Source organism: Nostoc sp. C052, assembly GCF_013393905.1.
Lineage (GTDB): Bacteria > Cyanobacteriota > Cyanobacteriia > Cyanobacteriales > Nostocaceae > Nostoc.
Map to the genome: position 1 here is coordinate 70,761 of NZ_CP040277.1, position 24,015 is coordinate 94,775.

Consider the following 24,015-nt stretch of genomic DNA (forward strand, 5'->3'; position numbering starts at 1 on the left):
GCTTAACAACTCTGATGAGGCTTTAAACCAACAGTTAAGAGTCATTCGTACAAAGTCCTCAAGCCTTACGCAAGCTTTCTACTGAATTCTGACCGGAGGCGGAGCGTCTCCGGCTCCGCTCCTGAGTTCTGACTACTTCTTTGTAAACATCATAAATCAATTCAAAGTTTCATCATGTTTGAACGAAAGCAAATTTAGCCAAAACATTTCAACAGATCGTAATGCTTGCCATTTATAACCACTCTATTACTTTATTTATCTAAAACTATGGAAGTCACAAGACAAACCGCTCAAACCAACATTCAAACTAAACAAGCACAAAATCCAGAAAAAAGCCGATTTTTCAAAATTCTCAATATCGTTGGTCCGATTGCTGGTTTTACTGCTGCTCTCTCACCCCTACCACTATACTTTTGGACTCACCAGCCCCAGTATCTACCTATTGGTGCAACCTTTACCAGCAATAATCAAACAATTCAACTCGAACTAGCAGACGATAGAAAAAAATATGCCCACGGACTCAAATTTCGTGACTCTATTCCCGAAAATCACGGAATGCTATTTGTCCTCAAAAAACCTGAAAAAGTTAAACTTTGGATGCAGGATACGTATATTCCTCTAGATATGATATTTCTCCAAGACGGAGTTATTAAATCAATCGTAGAGGCGGCTCCCCCCTGCAAAACAAAAACCTGTCCTAAGTACGATTCCATCTATCCTGTTAACCAAGTTATCGAACTACCTGCTAACAGTACCAAAACCCTCAACCTCAAAGTAGGCAAGAAGCTCCATCTCGACTTCAACCCAAATCAAACGCAGAATTAGTTTACGGACAATTTATTTAACTCGGTAAATTAACGGTAAAACGCCGTAATTACACTACCTCATATATCAATTACTGACCCCCGATATAGATTATATCGGGGGTCAAACATTATGAAATAAACCACTGATTTAAATGTTGAAAGTTGTCAATTCAATTTTTCTAATTTTTTACTAATGATTTACTGAAAAACATAGTGTTTAAAAATGGAAAATTTTTAGATGCTTTTACGGATATTAGTCTCATAAAATAGGTTTACAAGCGAGAAGTTGGAGCAGAGATTTACTCCAATCCAAACTATGTACTAGGGGCAGACTCCGCCAACAGAATAAAGCAGTAATTCAGTCGTAATTACCCCTACAAAGTTTCATCCAGTAATTTCCAAAATCATCTACTTTTTTTATGAGAACAGACTACGAATCTAATTTTAGCAACGACCGCGATCGCATTCCTTCCTACGAAGAAGAATACGGATACCCCGCTCCCACCCGTCGCAAAAAGCGCAACTGGAAAGAAAACGCCAGCATCGCCGGACTAATGGCAGTTGGTACTGGCTTGATGATTGCAGATATCTCCATCCACCATATGGTAATGGCATCGCTCGCGTTTGGAACTGGCATTGTAGCTCTACTACCCAAGGAAGCAAACTTGCTACTTTCCAACTTCGAGAAATGGCAGCGCAAGTATGGCATCAATATCTATACCGTCTTGTTCTGCTTAGTAGGTGTAGTATTTATGTTGGATATGGCCGCTGCACCTGCAAACGCCCAGTTCATGCAAAACGCAGAGGACTTTTTCACAGAGTATTTTACTGGTGTTAATGCAGACATCATTAAATACGTATTCGCAGTACTGCGCGGTTTGTTCTTAATTTACCTTGGTATTGGTCTGATCCGGGTCGTTCAATCAGCCAGAAACGACGAGGATTGGCAAACAATCGCCCGTACACCAATTATCGTTGCCCTCACAGTTGTAGTTGGAGATTTGCTTGCAGGGCTGGTAACAGGCTGAGGAGCCACTCGTCAAAAAAGCTACCACGAGTGGCACAATTCCACAAGTGCCACTCATCAAAATTTCAAAAACTGACTTTTGTCTTTCGTAATAATGGGCAGAGAACGGGAATTTCGTACTGTCAACCGCGTATTAGGAGACCAGCCACGCCTTGGGCCATTCCCCGCCGACCAAATTGTTCCCTGGAGTGCGATCGCTCTCATCTCCTACATGGTAGTCAAGGGTTTTATGCAAGCTTCCTGGCTTGCAACCGGAATTGTAACCGCCTGGGGATGGGCAACCTGGTGGACAGTAAGTTCCAACAAAGCCTTTTTTGGTAAGTTTGTCGGCACGCCCCGCATCACCCGTGGTTACAAACCATTTGTCTCCCTCGTTAATCCTCTACAACCTCAATCCAAGAAGAAGCGCCAGCTTAAAAAACGCAGATAAAGCTTCTGGTAAAAAGAATTCAGGAGTCAGGAGCCAGAATTCAGAATTGAATTCTGTGTGACTAGTAAATCCAGTGCTGAAAGAGGGCTTCCCTCTGTAGGGAACTGGTGACTCAACGGGCAAATGAATAAGTGGATTTAAGTTCGCTACTAAATTCTCAATTTGGTGCAAAACAATTAGTGGCGAGTATGAATCCCCCACTTTCTTATTCTGAATTCTTCATTAATAAATATCACCGAACGAAACTACAGGCTATGAGTTCGACCGCCTCAACAAAAATAAAGCACAAAATTGGTAAAAAATCTCTCGATACCGAACAATTAGGTGTTGTCAAAAATCTGACACCCTTTGAGGATATTACCCATTTAGCCGGGATTGCAAGTATCTCGCTTGCTGGTCGTAGAGATATCGGCGCACTTATTCTCCAGAAAAAAGAGGATATTCAAATCAAGTTCTGCTTTGACGTACAGGGAATTCACCCGTCCTTGCCCGAAGAACAGATTCTCCCCATTTTTGAAAATATTGAAGGCGGACTCAAAGAACTTCCCGAACGAGAAACCTTAACAATTCACCTTGGTTCGTTCACTGATGATTTTCTCCGGCAGCAGGAATTAAAAAAGATAGAGGATAAATGTGATCTAGAGCAATTAACTTTATTAGTGCGATCGGAACGTCTACGAGCAAGAGAACTCACTGAAGCGGGAACCCGTAAAAATAAGTTTTTACGTTTCTGGTGTACCTATAGCGTCCTTGCTTCTGAAGACAGTCGCTCAAATGATGCAATTGAAAAAACTATCAAACAATTGCAAAATGCCTGGTTCCAATTTACTGGTCAAATTCACGGTGTTCGGCAAGAACGAATCGCAACAATCTTACGGGATAGTTTTACCTCTGGGTTCCAACGGTGGGAACAACTTTTTACAAACTCGATGGGGCTTTCAGTACGAGCAGTCACAAGTGAGGAAGTATGGTCAATTCTTTGGAGTCAGTTTAACCGTAGCGACGCACCCAAAGTTCCCAATCCCCTCATATTAGATGAAGAGGGGCTTCGAGAAGTTCAAACCAGCGATTTCCACATTCGCCACCTGATGCTGGAGAATGAGAAATCTGTCCCGTTTCTCGATCGCAGTTGGGTAAGATTGCAAGACAAGTATATCGGCGTTCTCCAGTTTAGCGAAAAGCCCCAAGGCTGGGTAGACGAATACGCCCAGCTTCGATACCTCTGGGAGGTAATATCCAAAGAAAAAATCTCCGACACTGAGATTATTTGCCAGTTATCTAAAGCTAACCAGGGACTCGCCAAAACTGCTCTTCAACGGATTACCAAACAGTCAATTACCTCCAGCGCCATGTCTTCCGAGAAGGGGTCAATTGACGTAAAAGCCAATATGAACATCGAGGAGGCAGTTAAGGCACAAGAAACTATCCTCAGAGGCAGTTTGCCCATCCACACTGCTGTTGTTTTTTGTGTCCATCGTCATAGTCGTCAAAAACTCGATGAAGCTTGCCAATACCTTTCTAGCTGCTTCTTACGGCCTGCCGTAGTTGATAGAGAAATCGAGTATGCTTGGAAAACATGGTTACAATGTGTACCTATTGTTTGGGAAAACCTACTCACAAGACCCTTTAATCGTCGCCTCCCCTATTTCTCATCAGAAGTTCCCGGACTCATGCCGATAGTCAGAACGGCTACGGGAGATAAATCTGGGTTCGAGCTGATTGCTGAAGAGGGAGGAACCCCAGTACATCTCGACTTGTACAACCAGCACAAAAATCTCGCTGTTTTCGGTACTACCCGTGCTGGTAAATCTGTCCTAGTAGCAGGTCTATTAACACCTGCCTTGGCTCAAGACATTCCCGTAATTGCACTTGATTATCCCAAACCCGATGGTACTAGCACGTTTACCGACTATACCAAATTCATGGGAGAAGAAGGGGCATATTTCGATATTAGTAAAGAGTCGAACAATCTATTTGAATTACCTGATTTAAGGGGGTATGAGCCGGAAGTTATTAAGGAAAGGATGACTGATTTCAAGGAATTCCTGAAATCAACATTAATGATAATGGTACTAGGGACGAACCCTGTAGGGGTAAGTGCCACAATGATATCAAATATCGAGAGTATCATTACAATCACAATTGAAACTTTCTACAACGATGAGGATATCAAACTTCGATATAAACTTGCACTAGAAAATGGAGTAGGAACAAGTGAATGGGCAGATATTCCCACACTTAAGGATTTCTATAATTATTGTTCGCCTGGGTTTATCAAACTTGATTCAATCACCAATAATAGTAAAGAAATTCTTGATGCCCTTGATCAAATCAGATTGCGATTAAAGTTTTGGCTGAACTCACGAGTTGGACAATCAATCGCCAATCCATCTAGCTTTAGAACTGATGCGCGACTACTGGTATTCGCACTGCGATCGCTTGGGAGTGAAGCTGATGCCGCAGTCCTTGCCCTTAGCGCTTATTCCGCAGCATTACGTAGAGCTTTATCATCTAAAGTATCAATATTTTTCTTAGATGAAGCGCCGATTTTATTCAGTTTTGACAGCATAGCCGAGCTAATTGGTAGACTCTGCGCCAACGGTGCGAAAGCAGGTATACGTGTAATTTTATCTGCCCAAGAACCAGAAAGTATTTTCCAAAGTAAGTCTGCTGCCAAGATATTTGCTAACATCACTACCCGCCTTATTGGTCGGATTCAAACATCAGCTGTTGACCCATTTGTTAACAGGTTTAAATACCCTTATGAAATTATTTCGCGTAATAGTACCGAAGCATTCTTCCCAAAACGCGAAAGTATCTACTCACAGTGGTTACTTGACGATAATGGCAAGCTTACCTTCTGTAGATATTACCCTGCTTATTGTTTACTTGCAGCAGTAGCAAATAACCCGAATGAGCAAGAATTACGCACTCTCTTCCTCAATAAATATGCCGATAATCCAATGCTGGGTATGGTGAGATTTTCTGAGGCATACATACAGATGCTTCGGGGAGATGAGTTAAGCGAAGAAGCAAAACAATTACTGGATAACAATAACAATAAGCGATTAAAGCCAGCAAAAATTATAGAAGAAAAACTAACAGATAACCTGGGTTTGGAAAATGAAGAATCAATAAATCATAAACAAGTGGCTTAACTTTAATTGCCACATTGGTTATTTTATCCACCAAAAGTATGAAGCCAAAGTTCAAGTTTACTAAGAAAGGGGCAATAATCGGGTCAATAATTGGTCTGATTACTTTACTCGGTACAGCACCCAGCTATGCCTTTTCAATTGACGATTTCTTCAAGGTTTTAGGCAAATTCAATAACTATTTTGAGGAAACCAAAAACGAACTCACCGCAGCAGCTAATGAATGGGGTGGGATGAAAGGCGAAGCTAAAACTGCTATTCAGACTGGCAGTATGGATATGCCAGACCCAGTAAATTCAGCAGAAAAGCTCAAAGAGCAACTCAAGGAAAAGGGTAACTGGAATGAAAGTAACACAGTTGAAGGTGCTGTAGGTGCAGCTAACGAACTGGAGAGAGAAACCACCCGCGCCACAGTCGAAAGCGTCTTAGGGGAAATCGGTCAGGAACGTACCAAAAATGAAATAGAAGCAACTGAACAAACTGTAGCTGAGGCCAAAGAACTTGCGGAATCTGCACAATCAATGGATGCTTCACAAAACATTCTCAAGGTAATTGCTGCCCAAAACTCGCAAATTGTCTCAATGTTGGGACAATCCCGCACCGACGGACTGCAAGCACGGCACGATGTCCAGCAAACTAACCTGATGCTATCTCAACTTGCCGAACAGGGGGCAAGCGATCGCCGTCGTCAAAACCTGATGATGGACGGTATCAGTGCCCAGTACATCGAAATCAGCGGGTTTAGTAGTCTCAAAACTACAGCAGGTGAATAATTCACCCTAATCAATTGGTCATCTCAATTGCAGAGATGACCAAACCTTCACGCCTGTTAACCAAGTGCTATGTTAGAACACCTCATAATTGCAACCGACCCATTTTTTGGACAAGACATTTTAGAAAATGCCGCCGCTGGAGCGCAACTAGTAGCTGAAGGTTTCAATGAACTTTGGCAAGAAACCCTCAACGGCAGTTTGTATGGCTCAATGTGCAAAGTTGGTCAGTTTTTTGCGATCGCCACACTCACTCTTTTTATGGTTGAGTTAGGCAAAAACTGGATAAATCAAGAAGATATGAAAGCCCTCTCCAGTTGGATATGGCCTATCCTGGTTATCGGGCTACTAGCTAACAATGGCACTTTACTCAGAAGTGGAACACTCGCAATACGAGGATACATTAATACTGTCAATAGTGACATTCTTGAATTTACCGCTGCCGGAGCCAACCTAGAAGTAGCATTCAATCGCGCAGTCGGCAATATTGCCCTTCAGCAGCAAGTAGGGGCGGCAATGGAAAGATGCCGCTCAATCCCTGGTAACACGCAAGATTCAATCACCTGCTTGCAACAAGCAGAAGCAGAACTCAAAACCTCTGCGCCCGATCTATTCAAAGGAGAAGCCCCCGATAGCGGTAGTTGGGAATTTAACCCACTTCAGGCTTTATCTGATGCCAAAGATGCGCTCAACGACCTCTCCCCCGGTCAAATTGCCGAAAAGATTGGTAATTCTATCACCAGTACAATCGGCTCGATGATCACCGGATTTGTCGCAGTCATTCTCCTCGCCCTAAATAACGCTTACCAGTGGGGTATCGAATTCACGATGCTTTTAACTGCCCTGCTTGGCCCATTGGCAATAGGCGGTTCACTACTCCCCTTTGGCGCGAAACCTATTTTTGCTTGGCTAACTGGTTATTTCACCGTTGGAATGGCAAAACTTTGCTTCAACATGATTATTGGTTTGTGCGGACAACTTATTGCTAATTCCGAACAAAACCAACCGATGATATTTCTCCTTTTTGTTGGGTTGGTTTCTCCTATCCTTTCATCTGCATTAGCCGCAGGTGGTGGAATAGCTGTTTGGACAGGATTAGGTAAAACAGTAGCATTTGGATCTGAAATTGCCGCAGGAATCGCTACTGGTGGAGCAAGTACAACTGCTACGGTTGCTGTCAATGCCACCAAATTTGTTAGTTCCAAAATTAAAGTTAAAAAGTAATTAGTCAGAATTCAGGAGTCAGAATTCAGGAGTCAGCGAAGACATTTCAATATTTGATAGTTTGGCAAAAAGCACATCAGTTTATTTTATTAGTATGTCAATTTAGTAGTGAGTTCCCTAAATCGGAAATATATGCTTAAACCTAAGTCTAAATCTCAACCAGCCCGCCTCCTCAGTTACGGTCAATCTACCTCTACACCTATTGCAATGGCAATCACCATAACAGCAGGAGGAACTATCTTATCTATCCTATTGCAAATTGTAAATATTGGTATGAGTTCTAGTACAAATCGTCATGTCAAAGGCATGACAGTTGTTCAACTCCAAGATGGCTCTATTTCACCTGGTAAATTTGCTGCTCCCAACGAACGCGAAGACGAAACTATCAAACGGTTTATCTCAGATAGCATAATTAAAATGTTCGGTTGGAACGGAATAATCGAAGCAACAGAGAATGGCGAAAACGTTACCAAACCTGATAAAGGAATAGATGTTCAAACAACAAAAAATAGTAGAAAAAGAATTCCGACTAGAGCTTGGGAAGCTGCATTTGCACTATCTGAAAATCAAGATTTTCGGGCAAACTTCCTCAAAAAGTTAGCAGAGATAGTTCCAAATGGCGTATTTAACGGTGAAGTTCAAGTCTCACTCGTCACCCGCCATATCTCTGAACCCAGAAAAATCAAGGATGGAAAGTGGGAGGTTGATTATATCGGTACGCTTGTAAGCTTTGATAGAAATGAAAATCAAGGTAAAGGAATCGCCTTTAACAAAACAATTACTGTCGAAGCTATCGATACTCCCAAGTTACCAGCCAAGCCAACTGAACTTGATAAAAAAATTTATTTAGTACGAGAGCCAGGTTTAGAAATTACTCAAATTGTTGATTATAACCTCGGCAAAAAAGAAAATAATTAGTAATTAGATACCAAAATATGTTACAGCTACAAGATGAGGCTTTAAATAAGCATGAATTATCTTCCGTAGATAGTCTTTTACCAATCGAGAGTAAAGATATAAAACCTTTAGAAGATGAACTGGAGGGTTCACAATATGAGGTAGCTGAAGAAGATGAACTGGAAGTAGAAGACCCCGCATTAATACAAACTAAACACGATTTTGTCACATCCCCCTGGTCAAGATTAGGAATTATTGGTGGTGCATTCGGTGCTGGGTTCCTAGTTATATTTGTTGTCCTCAACGGCATGATGAATGGGGGTGGTAAAAATGCCAAAAAACCAGAAGTAACCCCTACCCCCACTCCCACGGTTGCGGCATCTGAGAAAAAAGATGGGGATGTTTATGCCAAGCTTGCCCTTGCCAAGCAACAGGAAGAACTTGATGCACTAAATGGTAAAGGCAAGACGGAAGACAAAGAAGAGAAAAAGGAAGGTACTGAAGAAGAACAATCTAAAAACAAAGAGAAAACACGTTCTATTCGACAACGAAGGGTAGTCGCTCAAGAAACTCCCCCTACTTCCAGAAGACGTGTATACCGAGAAGAAGCACCCGAAACTGTTAGACCAAGACGTAGAGAAGTTGCCTCACAGCCAATACCACCCCTGCGTCCTAGCGCTCCCCTGCCAAAATTTGCCAAACAAATAGTTGCCAGCAACCAGAGTGTCGCCAAAGACCCAATAGCCGAACTCGAACGCCTGCGTAGCCTGGGTTCGGTTGGTCGGGTTGATTATATGTTAGCCAGTACCACTGTAAGTGAACCTACAAGCACAACAGTACAAGAAGTTACAGCTAAAACTGAAGAAACATTACGCCCAGCAGAACAAAATACCAGTCGCTCCCGTCGTCGCCGTAACCGCCGCAGCGAGAATACCGAAACAGTTACCAACACTCCCAGTCAAATTGAAGAACTACGGCCGCGTTGGGAACCTGTAAACACAAACGACAATACTCCAGAGTATAGCAATACTGGTGACGAAGAGAACAATCAAGCCGTACCAGTTATTTATAGCTTCTCGGTAAAAGAACCACAAACTAGCTCAGAACTTGGCAAAGAGAAAACCGTAGAATCCAGTTTTGCTGGTAATAAAGAAAACAATCTCCCTCGGCAAGTCGAACGAGTTGCAAATAACTACCTGCCAGAAGAAGCACAGATACTTCAAGAAACACAACCACAGTATCTAGTTGTCGGTTCGTTTGCAAGTGCAACCCTCGTAACTCCGCTTGTTATGCCTCAAATCAGCAATAACGGTCGTTCCCAAGAGCAGACAAATACGTTACGGTTTGTCGCCCAGTTGAACGAGCCGCTTTACAGCAATACTGGCGAAATAGCCATTCCAGCAGGAACGCAGGTAACTATCGCTATGATTTCGGTTGATAGCACATCAGGCGTGCGTGCCGAAGTCACGGCTATTCTCAAAGACGGAACCGAATACCCCCTATCACCCGGAACGATATCAGTCCTGGGAGAAGCAGGTTCCCCCCTAGCCGCCAGACCCTACGACGACAAGGGATCTGAAATAGCCAAATACGATACCACTTTAGGAACAATAGCTGGTATTGCCAAGGTAGGGGAAATTATCAACCAGCCAGATGAACAAGTCACAGAAGATTTGCCTTTAGGTGGGACAAGAACCCGCAGCCGCAATAACAACCGCAACTTGGGAGCTGCCTTCCTTGAAGGTGCCTTTAGCAAACTTGGCGAAACAGTCAGCAAGCGGACAGAACGTGCCACTGACGAAATCAACCGCCGTCCCAATGTCTGGTATGTGCCTAAAGACACCAAAATTACAATCAAAGTCGATAGGTCAATCAAACTGTGAAACTCAGATATATAGCCGACTTTAGTTTAATGATGCCAAAGGCGATCGCCTTTAGCGGGTGCCTCACCATTGCCTCCGTGCTTGCACCAAACCAACTTGTACTGGCAAATACTATCCGTCAAGTTGCAGCGTCCCAGGTGTCAGGGGAAAATGCCCAATTGCAGACAGTTAAGGTGTGGCCCGGACATGGGGTATCAATATCGTTTTACAACACCAGAGAAGTCATCAAAAAAATCTGGCTGGATGACCCATCTAGGTTTGTTTTTGATGTAGACGGATGTCTTGAAGGCTTGGGTAAGTGTTCTGGAAACAGTACGGGCGCAGGACTAATTCACATTCGCCGCATCGAGACAGTCAAAATCCCCGGTTTACCACAAGCTTCTTACGGGGCGCACATGACGGTAGTTACCGAATCTGGGTCAACAAGGAAAAGCTATCACTTTCGGATTGTAGCGGGCAGTGGCACACCAGAGTACAGCCAAATTGAAATTATTAGCGATACTCCCAGCAAACCTGAAGAAGTAAAACCAAAGGTCAGTTACACCGCATTATCTGATAGCAGACATATCGCTAAAGGAATGCAAGTTGCCCTTAAAAATCAGTGGGTTACTACAGATAGCAAGCTTTGGAAGCGTCTGAACCAACTTGTTGAGTTGCGATCGCAAGGAGAGGAACTTGTTGTCGCCGCCAGCAGCACCGGAGTATCAATGCAGTTGGTTGAAAAACTCATGCTGCTAGGCGGAAAGCGCTTCTTAGAAATACCGCCACAGCACAATAACACTCCCATAACACCAGATACAGGTAAAACAAACTTTCTCTTGAATCAATAATTTTTAAATAACGAGTGATGTATAACGAAAATCTGACCTCCAACAACCAAATTTTAGATATCACAACCGAGGTAACTGCGATGCCTTCTCTGCGAGACGCTACGCGAACGGCGGGCGTAGCCATCGTACCAGTGAGAGCTGCAAGTCAGGAAACCACTCACAACAAAACCAACCGAGCGCTTGAGTATCGGATGGAAAAATTTAATAATTTACGCTACCTGATGGTAGCAGGACTTATTGCAGGACTTGCCCTACACGGGTTAATCCGGTTTGGAGGTAGCTACAATATCGGCAGTCTCCTATTCGGTGAGAAAGCAGTAGCTCAAACAGTTCCATCAAAGTATTCAAATTTGAACACTTCGATAGATAAAACAAAACAAACCAAACAGCCACAGCCCGTCGCAACTAAATACGTCAACGGCGCACCTACTCCTGACTGGAGTAGTATCACGTTCAAAAATATGAAATTTGGCGGTGCTGGCAGCGTTGAATTCCCTAATATCAAAAACCCTGGGATGAAGGAGACACGCACCTGGAGTGCCGGACAAAGCCTTGCCGAAGTCATGGAACTGGGCGATTTTGAAGCAACTGAGTTCAATATTGAAGATTTTACGCTTGAAGATATCGCCAACATCACGGGAATTAACCTCAAAAATCTCAAACTGTCAGATTTTGAGACACTAGAGTGGCAAACACTCGAAGACCTCACCGAAGCAATTCCCAAGCTTGAAGATTCAGAAGTTGGAGCCATCCCACCAATTCAAGAACTAGTGACCAAAGTTACAGGCAGCACCGCAAGCTACCAAACTGTTGGTGAAGTGCTAGACAATTATCCCGAACTGGGAGAAGTGGAACTCGGTAAGTACGTCAAACTTGATAAGTATAAACTAACCAGCATCCTCAATATTCAGGATGCACAGCTAAAGGACTTTACTAACTGGCAAAACACAACAATTAGTAAGGTTCCGGGATTAGCAGATGTACCGTTTGATCAGTTCCCCAGTGTTCCCATCCCCGATGTTAGCTTTATCGGCAAAGTAGACTTACCCCTCGGTTCGCTTGAAAGCGGACGCTGGAAGTCAATAAGCGGTAGCTATCAAGCTGGGTTTAATGTCCCGTGCGAGAAAAAGTGTGGTCATATCGAAGTTTCGGGCAGTGAGACTATCGTTGGCGCACAATGGATGTCTGGTAAAGACCAAAACGTTAAAGGCGGATTCGGCATCTTGGGCAGCCTCAACGGTGGGAAAGAACCCACAGGTCGTCACCCCTTTGGAAAATCATTTAAACAAGTCATTTGGGATATTAACGAAGCGGACGGCAATATCACCACCGCGATGTTCTTCCGTATCTGCAAGCGGGGTTGGGTTGATTTGGGCTGCTCGCCCTACTTCATTGGCCCAGTTCCCTTCTTCACCTACCGCGAGATAGACCCAATTATCCTTGGTACACCCCTCACCATACCAAAGAAGTAAAAAGGCAATCATAGAAGAATTTATCCTCTTGCCTTTAACTTTTGACTTGGAGAATACACCCCACACAAATAACGGAGAAATATGCAACTTCACTTCATTGCATATTTCTTCGATTTCCTCATGCCAAATTAACACAGATTAATATGACTAATTATCTGTTTGCAACTGCTAAAACTAAGACTGTTAGAGAAGTAAAAGCTGCTCATAAAAATAGCAATACTGACTTTAGTAAATATACAGATAAGCTCATGTCACCTCAAGGTTTACTACTTGCAGGGGGAATTGGCTTAATGTTGCTTTTACAGCTTTTTAGTAACGGTAAAAAAGGCAAGCTTGCTACTAGCTATTGGGGCGGAGCAAAGGAAACCGCCCAAGCTAAGAAAAAAGCCTTGAAGCAAATCTTAGCTCCTAAGTGTGATAGTGCCAGCCTGTATATCGGAGTACATAGATACAAAGGTCAAAAATCATCCAATGGGAGTGGGGGAGTACCAGTTTATGTCCCCGATGTCCAACGCGGAACTGCTGTAATTGGCGCACCTGGTAGCGGTAAATCATTCTCGGCTATCAACCCGATGATTTACTCAGCAATTGACCAAGGGTTTGGTATTGTACTATACGACTTTAAGTATGCCAGTCAAGCCAAAATCGCTAGTTATGCCAAATCAAAGGGGTATGACGTACACGTATTTGCACCAGGATTCCCCGAATCGGAGGTATGTAACCCAATCGATTTCCTGCGCGATTCCTCCGATGCTGAAACCGCACGGCAGTTAGCTACAGTAATTAACAAGAACTTCCGCCTGTTGGGTAATGCATCTGAGGATGCATTCTTTGGCCCTGCGGGCGATCAGTTGACGCAGGCTATCTTAATGTTAACCAAGGAGTTTGGCGATCGCGCTGATATTATGACGGCTGCGGCAATACTTTCCAGTGAGAAGATGGTCGAACGCTTGATGGCAGCAGCACTAAACCCCTGGATTAAGATAGCTTTTGGTCAATTATTTAGTTCGGCTGGCTCCGAAAAAACCGTGGCGGGTATTGCTGGTAGCGCTTCATTGATGTTCACCCGGTTCATGGCAAGGGGTACATTGGGATGCTTTGTCGGTAAAACAACCCTTCCCCTGGAGGTAAAACGCAAACAGATGATTATCTTCGGGTTAGACCGCGAACGCCGCGATGCTGTCAGCCCACTGATGACTAGCATTCTCCACATGGTAGTTTCCCGCAGTATCGCCAAAAAACGCAAGGAAGATGGCCCATTAGTAGTATGTCTTGACGAGTTGCCAAGTATTTTCCTTCCAGATTTATTTAAATGGCTTAACGAATCTCGTTCCGAAGGATTCTGCGGTATCCTTGGTTGGCAAAACATGGGTCAGCTTGAAAAGATTTATGGTAGGGAAATCTCTAAAGCCATCCTCGGTGCGTGCGGCACAAAATTTGTTTTTAATCCTGGTGAAGAAGAATCAGCACGACTATTTTCTGCATATTTAGGTGAAGAGGAAATTAAATATAAACAAAAATCTCGCTCAACGGGAGGGGGTAGGTCTAGCACATCTATCAGCGAACAAGAACGGACTCGGAAGCTATTCGAGCCTGCCCAATTCCTCAAATTACCACCTGGTAAATGTCTATTTATCAACCCTGCGTATAGTAATAAAAATGAGGGTTCAGTACCAATATTAAAAAAAATCAAAATCCCGAAATATATTATCGGACTCGAACAAGAAAACGATACTAAGTGGGATAAAGTCATTAAGGAGCTTGCTAGGAAAAGTACCCAGAAAAAGCCCACACAGGAAGATTTAGATTTGCGAGTCAAGGAAGTAGATCGGAAGTTTCCTATCCCACAAGCACCCGTACAAGCAGGCAATGCACCGTTGCCTGTTGATGCATACAAGAGCTTTTTTTAAAAATGATACAATGTAGCGTCAAAGACGAAAATATCACTCAGAGAAAAATAATTCAGCTAATAAATAATTATCACCAAAAAGGTCAATTAATTAGTTCACATCAAGTAAATAGCAAGAATGCACATTCAATTATTAGCTCTTTTGACGAACAGTTTATCCTCCGACCAAGAGTGAAACTTCATGGGCTACATAGACAGATTGTAATCGATAAAATCGAAATTGAAATAAATGCTAACAACTATGGTGAATTAATCAAACATCATGTAAATTTAATTGGTTTTGAACAACAACAATATGTTGCATATCTACTTCCTTATCAAAGAGTAAACATACATATTATTTTCAACCGTGCCACAGGAAGCCAAGGAAACTTAATTGACATTAGTTTCCCTCAATATAGTATGTGGAATTCAGAATATAAAGTTAAACTCTCTTACGAGGCAATTATCAATGAATATTACAGAGCAGAAAAACAACAACTTGAGTATAGAAGAGATATTGAACGGAAAGTTAGACGACTTATTGAATATTCTGAAAAAGTCACAAACTACGACCTACAACTCGACAACGCTATTAATAGAATTAACCAAATTCTTAGAAAAATGGCATAAAACTTGTGAGGATATTAATGTACAGCACCAACAAATCAATCAAGAAATATTTATAGCAAAAGAAAAACTAACATTAATGGAAGTTAAAATATCCAGACTAGATGACAAGCTAGAAGCAATGTTAAAAATTATTGCTAACCAAAGCGAACAACTAAGCGAAATAAATCAAAATTTCAAAAATAGCCAAATAGAACTAAGTCAAAACAAACATCAAAATGGAAATTCAACCTCTCTATCACTTGAAGAGGTTAAATTTTTTATTTAATAAAACTACCTCAGCTTCAGTTCGATTCCATAAAAAATTACCCATTTCAAAGTAAGATATGTTTGACCCCAGACACACTCAAATTAATGAATCATATTTAAGTACAGCCGATACTGCAATTAAAACAAGTCGGGAATTAAGTAAAACCCTCATCAATGCACTTACTAAGATAACTAAAGTAATTCTCGAAAAACTCAAAGAAGCTCAAGAAGCAAGTAAAATTGCAGTTGAAGTTGGCAAAGACATTTACAATCTTGTACCTGATGAATCTACGCCTGGTGCCTATAAATGGGAAAAGGTAGATTTAACCAGCCAAAGGATAAAAAGCAATCAAGAAACTAATATTGTGTTCATGCCCGATCTATTAATAGAAAGTCAATACACAATAGAAACTGAACCTTTTACAGACTATCAAGCACAAAGAATTGCTGCCAGATTAGTAGAAGATGTACCCAATTTAAATAGTGATTATCAGCAAACAGGTGAAAGCGCTCTAAAAATTACAGCTTATCTGGAGTCAGAGGGTTCAGAAAAACAAATCGTTATCTACGAACAAAATAGCGAAGGTAAATGTACAACTAATCTCGTCACTGAAATACTTACCCCAGATGAAATAATAGATGTAGCAAGTGAACCACTGATTAAGCTACTACCTCCATCTGCTGAAATTATTGAAAATTCTGAAGATACAAAAGAGTTATTATCTGATAATGAAAATTTCACTGCTATAGAAGTAAATCCACTGTTAGATGATAGTCAGCTGACTATAAATAAGTTACTACAAGATGAAAACAGCGAAAACAGTTCGCCCATAACTCAAGAAATCAACTCATCTGTTGAAATAGAAGCAGATGAGAGTTTTGAAGATGATGTGGTCAATAATCTTCAAGAAGAAATCGCACAGTCCAAAGAAACTCTTCAAATCAGAGAGATAGTTGTTAGTAACTACCAACCTCAATATAAAACTGAAGGAGAGGTAAACGAAAATGCAACTCACAATCAGTTTTTTGCACAAGAGCCAGAGGAGCTAGAAACTAATAATCGAAACAAATATGCACCTGAATTTACCTATCAAGAAGTAGCTAACTCCCAATGTGTAGAGCCAGCAGCGCAACAGTGGGCGCGTCAAGTTGAAGTACCTATCTATCAAATTAATAATAAACAAGCGCGGGAGGAACGCTACAACGGGGAAAATAAAGACATTGCTGAAACTGCAACAGCAATGTTAAAAAAATACGGCACTCTTGAACAAGATGGATCGCGTATTTACCGTAGCGATACATTTGTGATTCGCCAAGAGGGAGACACTGTTAGTATCCATCGCCGCAGTGATGAACTTTTTGGGTGGGAAAACTCCTTGATGGATTTTAAACTCAACACAAAAGAGGAACCCAAAATAACGAAAAAACCTACAGAGATGTTACCTATTGAACGTCAGGAGTTTCTGATAGTGGCAGAGTACTTGGGCGACAATGGCAAGCTCCCTGACCTCAACAATGCCGATATCCGTGATGTAGCAAATAGCCTGGGAAGTCTTGCACCCTCTGGCACGATTAAAACCCTGGAAGTATTCAAACAAAATGAGATGTTGCATACCCTTAATAATGTCCTCATCCAGGCTGATAAGGAAGAATTTACGGTAGGTGAATTTACTATCAAGCGGACTCGTGAACCCGAAAATAATCGAGCCAGCCTGCAATTATTTAAAACTACTGAAGAGAAAGGTACTCAGGAACTTGTCCGGTTTGACCTAACTAAAACCGAAGCTGGGATTACTAAAGAGGTCAGCAAGATGAACATCTCTGACTACGACATCAACCAAGTCAAGTTTATTGCCCAGAACGCCAGCAAACTCAACTTGGAACAAATCTTTGGTAACGAACAATCTACCCCCGCAGCCGCAGCCGCACCCAAAGAACGAGTAATACAAGCAGCTGGTGATATACCTGTGAAAGTTCACCCATATATCGCTGAGGAATGGGCGAACATGGTCAAGCATGGTGGCCCTGACTGGGGAAAGGCAATGAACCAGGGTAATGAAGAGATTCTTCAACGGATAAATGAGAATGACGGCAAGTTACCAATTGCCGACCAGAGGGAGATGTACTTCAAGATTTTAAACCATAAGACAAATGAAGCTGAAAAGAAAGGAGAAACAGTCGTCGATTTTGTTCCCCTCAAAGACATTATGAGCGACTTACAACAATGGCGAGGGGAAGAAATTCGGCAGCAATATACCCCAACTGAACACATACCCTCCCTTCAACGGCAAACTGTTGCGGCTGCACCTAAAACCAAGTCGAGAGAAGTTGAATTGTAAACTAACTATCACCAAGTTGTCTAATACCAAGTTTGCAAAGTCGCATTGAAAATATAAAAACTTGAATTGAGAATTTATCCAAATTTGTACGAGTTACGAAATTTAAAAAGCTTACTTTATAAAATTTTCACTGATTTTGAATGATTAGTCTCTTTACTTAAATCAGTAACGCGATTAAAACAAAAATTACTACGTAAAGCTCACGCAGATACTCAATATAGTATCTCAAACAAAAAACTAAAAAGTGAGCTTAACATCCGAATTAAAAAATAGAACCTCACCTATCAGGAGATGGTTTGACTCTAGACTCAACAAGACAGTCATCAAGATGATTACTAACCATAACCAGCTATTAGAAAATCAAGAAATTATCAGACCGATTGATGGGGTAGATTTTCCCTTAGTAGGAAGTGCGATCGCCAAAGCACTTGCTAAGTATTTAGGAAGCATCTATGAAGATAAAACATGGTTTACTAATTGTCTTGCCCAGGTTGGAGCCAAAGCCCTAAAAATAGAATATGCCTTCGATTATTCCATTACAAATTCAAATTCAATTGAAGAAGAAGCTCTAAAGTGTATGCTACTGGGTGCATTAGAAAATTATGCTCGTAGCCGTAATATTCATGAGATTATTCAACCTTTTCTACAAGGAGAAAAATACCTTCAGCTTGAAGCACAATACTTCAAAAAATGGCTTCCTAGTATCCAAGATACATCTCAAATCATCGGTATTGTACCCCGTACCTGGCAAACAGTAGCTAATCAAGTAAGTGGGAATATTACCTGCAATGCTTCATACCCTTTAAGTCAATATCTTGGAGGTGCTGATTGCCAGATAATTGCTGGAAATACTCTCATCGATGTACGAACAACTGCCAAAAAGCGTCCCTTCTCTCTAGAAAATTTTTACCAACAAATTAGTTACGTCCTGCTTGATAGCAATGATACCTATACTATCAATCAACTGGTCTGGTTTTACAGCCGCCAACAGTCGGTATTCTTCTATCCTACTGACAAAATATTCCGCGACTTGCAAGCAACAAGAGAAGAATTTAAGAAAATGATTCTTGATAACTATCACACAAATAGGCTAGCAGAACAAAACAAGTGTTTATATCTTCCCAAGTAAGGATAAAAATATGATTCAAGACTTTCAACTCAATCCTAGTTTCAATATCCACTTCGATGGTATGAAGTATCACGCCAAGATTCACTTTGATATGCTTTTGAAAGTGAAGCAGAAGAAATTCCAGCAAGTGATATTAGCACTCTTGCTACAAGAGTATCTAAACGTTGGCGGCAGTATCTTCTGAATATTGCAAATAAATACAGACATCTACTAGTTAGCCTTCTCCAAGCAGAGGGTTAACTTAACGAATGTAAATCAACTTTTGCTCGTTTAAATACTATGAAATTAGGTTTCTATCCAGTATTGGGTAAGAGCGATTTTGTTAAAAGCAAGGGTAAAAAAATCCCAATCTGGCAGTTGCTTGAGTATCAGCCGGTGGGCTGGCTATACTCACTCGCGATCAAGGCAGAAATTGTTCCAGATAGTCCCATTATTCATGACTGTGGATCATTTAACTACCGTGACCAAGATATCCCCATTCTAAACGGTAAATATGTTGATGCTTACTGGTCTATTCATAGATATAGAGAACGCTCAAAGGTCGGCGATATTATTGTTTGTCCTGACCATTTACTTGTAGGGCAGAATATCAGGGAACGGCAAGAATACAACCTTAAACAAGCAGAAACATTTATCCAACTTGCTAAAAGTTATCTTCCAAATAGGATACCCCTAGCAGTCATCCACGGGCAGTCTCTCAGTGAACGCCTCGAAGTAGCAAAATATCTTTTGGGACTGGGATACCGCCATCTCGGCATCGGTGGGCTTGTTTCCCAGGCGAGAGAGTATTCTATTAACTTACACATTATCAAAACAATCACTCAAGTTGTGCGATCGCCGAAGGCGGGCGTTTCGCCATCGCTAATTGACTCGGAACGAGTATTGCCGAAAGCGGATGCGATGGCTACGCCCGCCGCAGCCATCGCACCATTGCACGAGCCAAATGCTCATCTACACGTTTTTGGATTATGCTCGCCCCAGTATGCCAAAACTTTTATTCAGATGGGACTATCCTTTGATGGTTCAACTTTTATCCGGGAAGGACTAGGCGGTGGGATGTTCGTCAGCCACGAGGAAAAATTAATTCGGATACCAACCCACTGTGCGCCAAAGTGCAACTGTCATGTTTGCAGGGTTCTCAACCGACATAGGATTGACCCTCGGCTGACAAACAAAGGACGGACGCATACTATGGGAAGAATCGCCCACAACCTCAATCTGGTGATCAGCACCTACAGAAAGTTCACTCCCAAGGAAAAAATTTACCTGGTTGCAGGATGTGGCAAGCAGCTTACCTACCCTGCTGCCGCCAAAGACTTATATTATTCCCAGCACTTTCAAGCGTGCCGTCGCTACGCAGAAGAACAAGACTCAAGATGGTATATCCTGTCACCTTTACATCAAGTTATTAACCCAGAAACAATTATTAAGCCCTACGACAAATCCCCCTATTCCTTATCTCATCAGGAACGCATACTATGGGCACGACAAGTAGCAGAAAGCCTCATACAAGTTGCGTCCCCGGAAATAGAGTTTGTATTCTTGACGGGCAAGCTTTACAGACAGGAGGTAACGCCCATTTTACAAGCAAAGGGATATGAGACAAAAGTACCAATGCAGCACCTAGCCATTGGACAGCAACTTGCCTGGATAAAGAAGGAACTGGAGCAAGAAAAACAGCTTGTTTTAGATATATAACCCACCAGTAATAGCACCAAAATAATTTATGGAGATTACAAAACGAGTAATTAATATAAGTGAAAAATTCGGTAGCTGGATTGTACTAAATAAACAAGGAAAGCAAGTATTATGCCAGTGTGATTGTGGAACCCAAAAACTTGTCTACAGTCACACCCTCACTAATGGTCGATCAACTAACTGTGGTTGTAAAAAAAGAAAAGAATCCATCCCAGTTGGGGCAAACTTTGGGAGACTAAAAGTTATATCCGATGTAGAAGTTAAGGGGAAAAGGGGTGAATTACTACTCCTTACTTTATGCAGCTGCGGAACCCAAAAGTATGTCAGTAAAAATAGCTTAAAAAGAGGGCTTACACAAAGCTGCGGATGCTTGCAGCGCGAAACCCTCAAGAGCGATAAAACTGTCCACGGACACTGCAAAAGCCACGAGTATAACTCCTGGTTACACATCAAGCGCATCTGCTATAACAAGAACCATCATCAGTACAAGTATCATGGCGGGTGCGGAATTGAAGTTGATGCATCCTGGCGCGATAACTTTACCCAGTTCTTAAAAGATATGGGAGTAGCACCCGAAGGAACAGTTATAGCACGTATTGACCTAGAGAGTGACTTTGCTCCCGGAAATTGTCAATGGATACTCAGAAAAGAGCATTACCGTCAAATACATTTCTTAAGAAGAAAAGAATTGTTCATTTCTCAAACTTTACCCAAACCAGTTGTTACAAATTGTGAGATTAATGTTTCACCAAATATTATTCGCGCAATTGTCAAAGCTCATGCAAATGGTGAAGCCAATATGAATAAACTTGCTACACAATATCAAATTAGCACTCAAGACGCAATAAATATTATCCTTCACCACGCTTAAATCATAAATTTATTTTTAATAGAAGTGCGCCATCTTAATCGATAACGCACTTTTTATTTTCAATAAGTCATTGAATATTTTAAATAAAAATTAATCTGTTCATAGATTAATCACCACAGTTATTACACATCTTATAAAGGTGGTTATTAGGAGTAATTCAGCAATCAATAAAATAAAATCCAAAGTATTTTACCTGAGCATGAAGTTGACTGCACATGGCTAATAATGGCGAGTTTTAACTAAGTGTTCATACAAATACGAATCATTCTCTAGCTAGAAAATGGAGCTAGATTTTCTACCACAGACGAAATTATCAACTAGCTAGGCAAGCAAAACCTCAAGTCAAAATCATAAAAATTGTACATGATAATACACAACGGCTCTTACATCTGGTTTCACGCAGGACAAACTGCAAGATGGGGAACTATAAATGCGATTAAAGCATTGCCATACCTAATGATTGCATACCAAATCGACGGACAGTGGTACAGTGACCCCGATTTTTTACCACCCAAAAATCTAGAAGTAAAACCAACAATTCTTATAAGTTCAGCAATTATTCACATACCAAAAACAATAGTTGAGCTACAACCAATTGTTCAATTATGTGCGGGATTTAGGAACAAAAAAATTCACAGTCTTTGGGTGGTTAATGCTCCAGAGCAGCTATTGAAACATATCTTAAAGTGCAAGCAATGGGACAGTATATCACCCAAGCAACTATTAGAAACTCTGTATGAATTAATTCTTTATGGCTACGAAGTCAAAATACTTCCCGCCAAAAAGGAAACCATATCCCCAATCGAATGGATGGAATAGTAATGACTAATAGCAACCAACAACTCACACTTTACTATCCTTGTGTAGTCCAAATTCTAGATCAGTTTGTACAGACAATATCAGTTGAGTTTTGGATACAGAATCCAATAAACGAAAAATGGAATTTAGTAGCATTGAAAGACGGTGATAGCAACAGCATATCGGGTTATACATATGCGACAGCACCACGGAAAATGGCATACCTCAATGAAGAATATCAATCAATAGAAGCCTTTTTGCAAGCCAAAAAAGAAGAAGGTGTAGACTATCCTATTCGACATAAAAGAACTTATCTGACAGTTAAGGGTGCTGCATCTCACAAACTATTCTGGATATGGACAAATCCTCAGATCAATAAAATTGAACGCATCCATTGGCATCCTTTAGCTATAAAAGCAAAGGCAAGTGAAGATGACCGAACTGACTACTCAAATATAACTCCAGTCAAGATTCTAAATGGAAAATTAATTACACTTGAAAAGGAGAATTTACCATCAAATAGAGCAGCTTTTTCGGAGTTTCTTGCAGACAGGGAAGAAAACCTCCGCCTTGCACTTGAAGCCCTAAAATCACCCAATCCTGATGCCGCACTCGAACTGCTAGCCATCATGGAAGAAATATCCAAAGACTGTTTCTACGCCAGTTGGATTATGGGCAATGGATACAATTTAGAATCAATTCTTAAATCATGGGATGGCACTAGCAACGTCAGCTACGGCGGTGGGGAAATCACACAGCAACAGTTAGCACTAATGCGCGTTCTTTCTGAACTATCCCAAGGTTGGTGGTTTTGGGATGAAGATCAGGATACTGGGGTAATTTTCCAAAGTTAAACTTACACGCCTGATTATTTGGGCTGGGAGTATTGCGATCGCAGTACATGATCGGGAATGCGCTTACGATTAACAGTAGCGCATTTTTTACACCCAGTATCCCGAAGGTTAATTTTGAGTATGGGAAAGATGGCGATGTTTGAGGAAAGCCGCTGAGACACTTACTTCGAGCTAAGAGTAAGCGTCTACGCCTGTGTAGCAACTGGTTAATTTCTATTTTCAGTCGTTTTAGAGATAACTATCTCATATCCACTACAGATTATTATTTAGTGATGAATTATACTTATAACTCCATATCGCAATTCCGAGTTGGAGAAAATTGATATTGTTTTTGTCTTGCAGCCGCTATTTCAAAAGAGGTATCAAATTCGGTAGCCTTTGTTCCAAGTTTTAATTCCTCGTATAAAGGCACACCATCGCCGTCATTATCACTAAGAAGAACCTTAGTCATGATATGAGCAGGGGCAACTTGCGCGAGGCGATTTACTACATTAGCAACAAACTCGTTAGATGCGTCGCAGCCATCAAGGTATCTAATTAAAGCATCAGCAGTAGCCTCAGTCATCTTGGCTGGGTTTTTTACCCCCGCTTCCAGAATAAAGTCATCGTAAATAGCTTTCTCGCTATCAGTAAAATTTTCCTTGCAAGCTTGTTGGATAATTAATTCAGCCTGCTGTTGTTGATTTAAAATTGTCATAATGGTTTTTAGATATTGTTAAAGGAGTAACAGATATGACACATTATGTTTGCGATTTGTATGGCAATACAAACTGGAAGATTCCAGTAGAAGAAGTCGCCGCTAGAACATTCAATACAGAACAAGAAGCACAACAATGGTTCCAAGAGAAGTGTTCTGGTAACAGTATTGAATTTAGTGGCTTTCATGACACTGAACGCTACGTCACTAACTGGGTTTCCTGCAACGGTCAAGAAGTTGGTGAAATCACCAAACGCCCTACCTAATTCCAACAAATCCTATTATAAATTCAGAAAATTGTTTGGTACAGAGTTCAGGCAACAAAATACTGGACTTATGAAAGCTTTGGAGTATTAATAAATATTTCG

At 41.4% G+C, this 24,015-nt stretch carries 21 protein-coding genes and 1 pseudogene; 21 read left to right on the forward strand and 1 reads right to left on the reverse strand.

Going from position 1 to position 24,015, the window contains the following annotated elements; translation table 11 throughout:
- The first annotated feature begins 267 nt into the window (after positions 1 to 267).
- From FD723_RS39085 to FD723_RS39175, 20 genes and pseudogenes are all read left to right on the forward strand, one after another.
- Positions 268 to 825, forward strand: coding sequence for a DUF192 domain-containing protein (locus tag FD723_RS39085; protein WP_179070515.1), 558 nt, complete (start codon positions 268 to 270; stop codon positions 823 to 825).
- A gap of 400 nt (positions 826 to 1,225) precedes the next feature.
- Entirely contained in the window at positions 1,226 to 1,834 is a 609-nt protein-coding gene (locus FD723_RS39090; protein WP_179070516.1) for a hypothetical protein, read from the forward strand.
- 93 nt (positions 1,835 to 1,927) lie between these two features.
- Positions 1,928 to 2,263 (forward strand): hypothetical protein, encoded by a 336-nt coding sequence (locus tag FD723_RS39095; RefSeq protein WP_179070650.1) that lies wholly within the window; start codon positions 1,928 to 1,930, stop codon positions 2,261 to 2,263.
- A gap of 254 nt (positions 2,264 to 2,517) precedes the next feature.
- Entirely contained in the window at positions 2,518 to 5,421 is a 2,904-nt protein-coding gene (locus tag FD723_RS39100; RefSeq protein ID WP_179070517.1) for a hypothetical protein, read from the forward strand.
- A gap of 38 nt (positions 5,422 to 5,459) precedes the next feature.
- Positions 5,460 to 6,191 (forward strand): hypothetical protein, encoded by a 732-nt coding sequence (locus FD723_RS39105; protein ID WP_179070518.1) that lies wholly within the window; start codon positions 5,460 to 5,462, stop codon positions 6,189 to 6,191.
- Positions 6,192 to 6,260: 69 nt separating this feature from the next.
- Positions 6,261 to 7,412 carry a hypothetical protein gene (locus FD723_RS39110; protein WP_179070519.1) on the forward strand — a complete coding sequence of 384 codons (1,152 nt, stop codon included), beginning with the start codon at positions 6,261 to 6,263 and terminating at the stop codon, positions 7,410 to 7,412.
- A gap of 23 nt (positions 7,413 to 7,435) precedes the next feature.
- Positions 7,436 to 7,546, forward strand: a pseudogene (locus FD723_RS44320) (four helix bundle protein); the annotation flags it as partial.
- On the forward strand, positions 7,545 to 8,330 hold the full coding sequence (locus FD723_RS39115) for a hypothetical protein (RefSeq protein ID WP_179070520.1): 786 nt from the start codon (positions 7,545 to 7,547) through the stop codon (positions 8,328 to 8,330). The pseudogene FD723_RS44320 and the gene FD723_RS39115, both read left to right, overlap by 2 nt.
- Positions 8,331 to 8,347: 17 nt before the next feature.
- Positions 8,348 to 10,192, forward strand: a complete 1,845-nt coding sequence (locus tag FD723_RS39120; protein ID WP_179070521.1) for a TrbI/VirB10 family protein — start codon at positions 8,348 to 8,350, stop codon at positions 10,190 to 10,192.
- Complete coding sequence (locus tag FD723_RS39125; RefSeq protein WP_179070522.1) at positions 10,189 to 11,022, forward strand: hypothetical protein; 834 nt, start codon at positions 10,189 to 10,191, stop codon at positions 11,020 to 11,022. Before FD723_RS39120 ends, FD723_RS39125 begins: the two co-directional genes overlap by 4 nt.
- 17 nt (positions 11,023 to 11,039) lie before the next feature.
- The gene (locus FD723_RS39130) at positions 11,040 to 12,494 is read left to right on the forward strand and encodes a hypothetical protein (RefSeq protein WP_179070523.1); all 1,455 of its coding nucleotides are present in this window, start codon (positions 11,040 to 11,042) and stop codon (positions 12,492 to 12,494) included.
- Between the two features lie 143 nt (positions 12,495 to 12,637).
- Positions 12,638 to 14,404 (forward strand): type IV secretory system conjugative DNA transfer family protein, encoded by a 1,767-nt coding sequence (locus tag FD723_RS39135; RefSeq protein ID WP_179070524.1) that lies wholly within the window; start codon positions 12,638 to 12,640, stop codon positions 14,402 to 14,404.
- A gap of 450 nt (positions 14,405 to 14,854) precedes the next feature.
- Positions 14,855 to 15,280, forward strand: coding sequence for a hypothetical protein (locus FD723_RS39140; RefSeq protein ID WP_179070525.1), 426 nt, complete (start codon positions 14,855 to 14,857; stop codon positions 15,278 to 15,280).
- Positions 15,281 to 15,338: 58 nt separating this feature from the next.
- Positions 15,339 to 17,600, forward strand: a complete 2,262-nt coding sequence (locus tag FD723_RS39145) for a hypothetical protein (protein ID WP_179070526.1) — start codon at positions 15,339 to 15,341, stop codon at positions 17,598 to 17,600.
- A 328-nt stretch (positions 17,601 to 17,928) separates the two neighbouring features.
- The gene (locus FD723_RS39150; RefSeq protein WP_179070651.1) at positions 17,929 to 18,729 is read left to right on the forward strand and encodes a hypothetical protein; all 801 of its coding nucleotides are present in this window, start codon (positions 17,929 to 17,931) and stop codon (positions 18,727 to 18,729) included.
- Between the two features lie 10 nt (positions 18,730 to 18,739).
- Positions 18,740 to 18,913, forward strand: coding sequence for a hypothetical protein (locus FD723_RS39155; protein WP_256875434.1), 174 nt, complete (start codon positions 18,740 to 18,742; stop codon positions 18,911 to 18,913).
- A gap of 95 nt (positions 18,914 to 19,008) precedes the next feature.
- Positions 19,009 to 20,427 carry a DUF6884 domain-containing protein gene (locus FD723_RS39160; RefSeq protein WP_179070527.1) on the forward strand — a complete coding sequence of 473 codons (1,419 nt, stop codon included), beginning with the start codon at positions 19,009 to 19,011 and terminating at the stop codon, positions 20,425 to 20,427.
- A gap of 370 nt (positions 20,428 to 20,797) precedes the next feature.
- On the forward strand, positions 20,798 to 21,298 hold the full coding sequence (locus FD723_RS43740; RefSeq protein ID WP_256875435.1) for a hypothetical protein: 501 nt from the start codon (positions 20,798 to 20,800) through the stop codon (positions 21,296 to 21,298).
- A 363-nt stretch (positions 21,299 to 21,661) separates the two neighbouring features.
- On the forward strand, positions 21,662 to 22,117 hold the full coding sequence (locus FD723_RS39170; RefSeq protein WP_179070529.1) for a hypothetical protein: 456 nt from the start codon (positions 21,662 to 21,664) through the stop codon (positions 22,115 to 22,117).
- 2 nt (positions 22,118 to 22,119) lie between these two features.
- Entirely contained in the window at positions 22,120 to 22,950 is an 831-nt protein-coding gene (locus tag FD723_RS39175; RefSeq protein ID WP_256875436.1) for a hypothetical protein, read from the forward strand.
- A gap of 283 nt (positions 22,951 to 23,233) precedes the next feature.
- Here FD723_RS39175 and FD723_RS39180 read toward each other — a convergent pair whose 3' ends face one another.
- On the reverse strand, positions 23,234 to 23,647 hold the full coding sequence (locus FD723_RS39180) for a hypothetical protein (protein ID WP_179070531.1): 414 nt from the start codon (positions 23,645 to 23,647) through the stop codon (positions 23,234 to 23,236).
- A 35-nt stretch (positions 23,648 to 23,682) separates the two neighbouring features.
- Here FD723_RS39180 and FD723_RS39185 point away from each other — a divergent pair, with 35 nt between their 5' ends.
- The gene (locus FD723_RS39185; RefSeq protein WP_179070532.1) at positions 23,683 to 23,913 is read left to right on the forward strand and encodes a hypothetical protein; all 231 of its coding nucleotides are present in this window, start codon (positions 23,683 to 23,685) and stop codon (positions 23,911 to 23,913) included.
- Positions 23,914 to 24,015 lie beyond the last annotated feature (102 nt).

Coding starts and splice junctions, on each gene's coding strand:
- FD723_RS39150 (WP_179070651.1), top strand. CDS start 17,929: ATGATTACTAACCATAACCAGCTATTAGAAAATCAAGAAATTATCAGA.
- FD723_RS39155 (WP_256875434.1), top strand. CDS start 18,740: ATGATTCAAGACTTTCAACTCAATCCTAGTTTCAATATCCACTTCGAT.
- FD723_RS39120 (WP_179070521.1), top strand. CDS start 8,348: ATGTTACAGCTACAAGATGAGGCTTTAAATAAGCATGAATTATCTTCC.
- FD723_RS39180 (WP_179070531.1), bottom strand. CDS start 23,647: ATGACAATTTTAAATCAACAACAGCAGGCTGAATTAATTATCCAACAA.
- FD723_RS39100 (WP_179070517.1), top strand. CDS start 2,518: ATGAGTTCGACCGCCTCAACAAAAATAAAGCACAAAATTGGTAAAAAA.
- FD723_RS39185 (WP_179070532.1), top strand. CDS start 23,683: ATGACACATTATGTTTGCGATTTGTATGGCAATACAAACTGGAAGATT.
- FD723_RS39135 (WP_179070524.1), top strand. CDS start 12,638: ATGACTAATTATCTGTTTGCAACTGCTAAAACTAAGACTGTTAGAGAA.
- FD723_RS39110 (WP_179070519.1), top strand. CDS start 6,261: ATGTTAGAACACCTCATAATTGCAACCGACCCATTTTTTGGACAAGAC.
- FD723_RS39105 (WP_179070518.1), top strand. CDS start 5,460: ATGAAGCCAAAGTTCAAGTTTACTAAGAAAGGGGCAATAATCGGGTCA.
- FD723_RS39095 (WP_179070650.1), top strand. CDS start 1,928: ATGGGCAGAGAACGGGAATTTCGTACTGTCAACCGCGTATTAGGAGAC.
- FD723_RS39130 (WP_179070523.1), top strand. CDS start 11,040: ATGTATAACGAAAATCTGACCTCCAACAACCAAATTTTAGATATCACA.
- FD723_RS39145 (WP_179070526.1), top strand. CDS start 15,339: ATGTTTGACCCCAGACACACTCAAATTAATGAATCATATTTAAGTACA.
- FD723_RS39140 (WP_179070525.1), top strand. CDS start 14,855: ATGAATATTACAGAGCAGAAAAACAACAACTTGAGTATAGAAGAGATA.
- FD723_RS39115 (WP_179070520.1), top strand. CDS start 7,545: ATGCTTAAACCTAAGTCTAAATCTCAACCAGCCCGCCTCCTCAGTTAC.
- FD723_RS39170 (WP_179070529.1), top strand. CDS start 21,662: ATGATAATACACAACGGCTCTTACATCTGGTTTCACGCAGGACAAACT.
- FD723_RS39175 (WP_256875436.1), top strand. CDS start 22,120: ATGACTAATAGCAACCAACAACTCACACTTTACTATCCTTGTGTAGTC.
- FD723_RS39160 (WP_179070527.1), top strand. CDS start 19,009: ATGAAATTAGGTTTCTATCCAGTATTGGGTAAGAGCGATTTTGTTAAA.
- FD723_RS39085 (WP_179070515.1), top strand. CDS start 268: ATGGAAGTCACAAGACAAACCGCTCAAACCAACATTCAAACTAAACAA.
- FD723_RS39090 (WP_179070516.1), top strand. CDS start 1,226: ATGAGAACAGACTACGAATCTAATTTTAGCAACGACCGCGATCGCATT.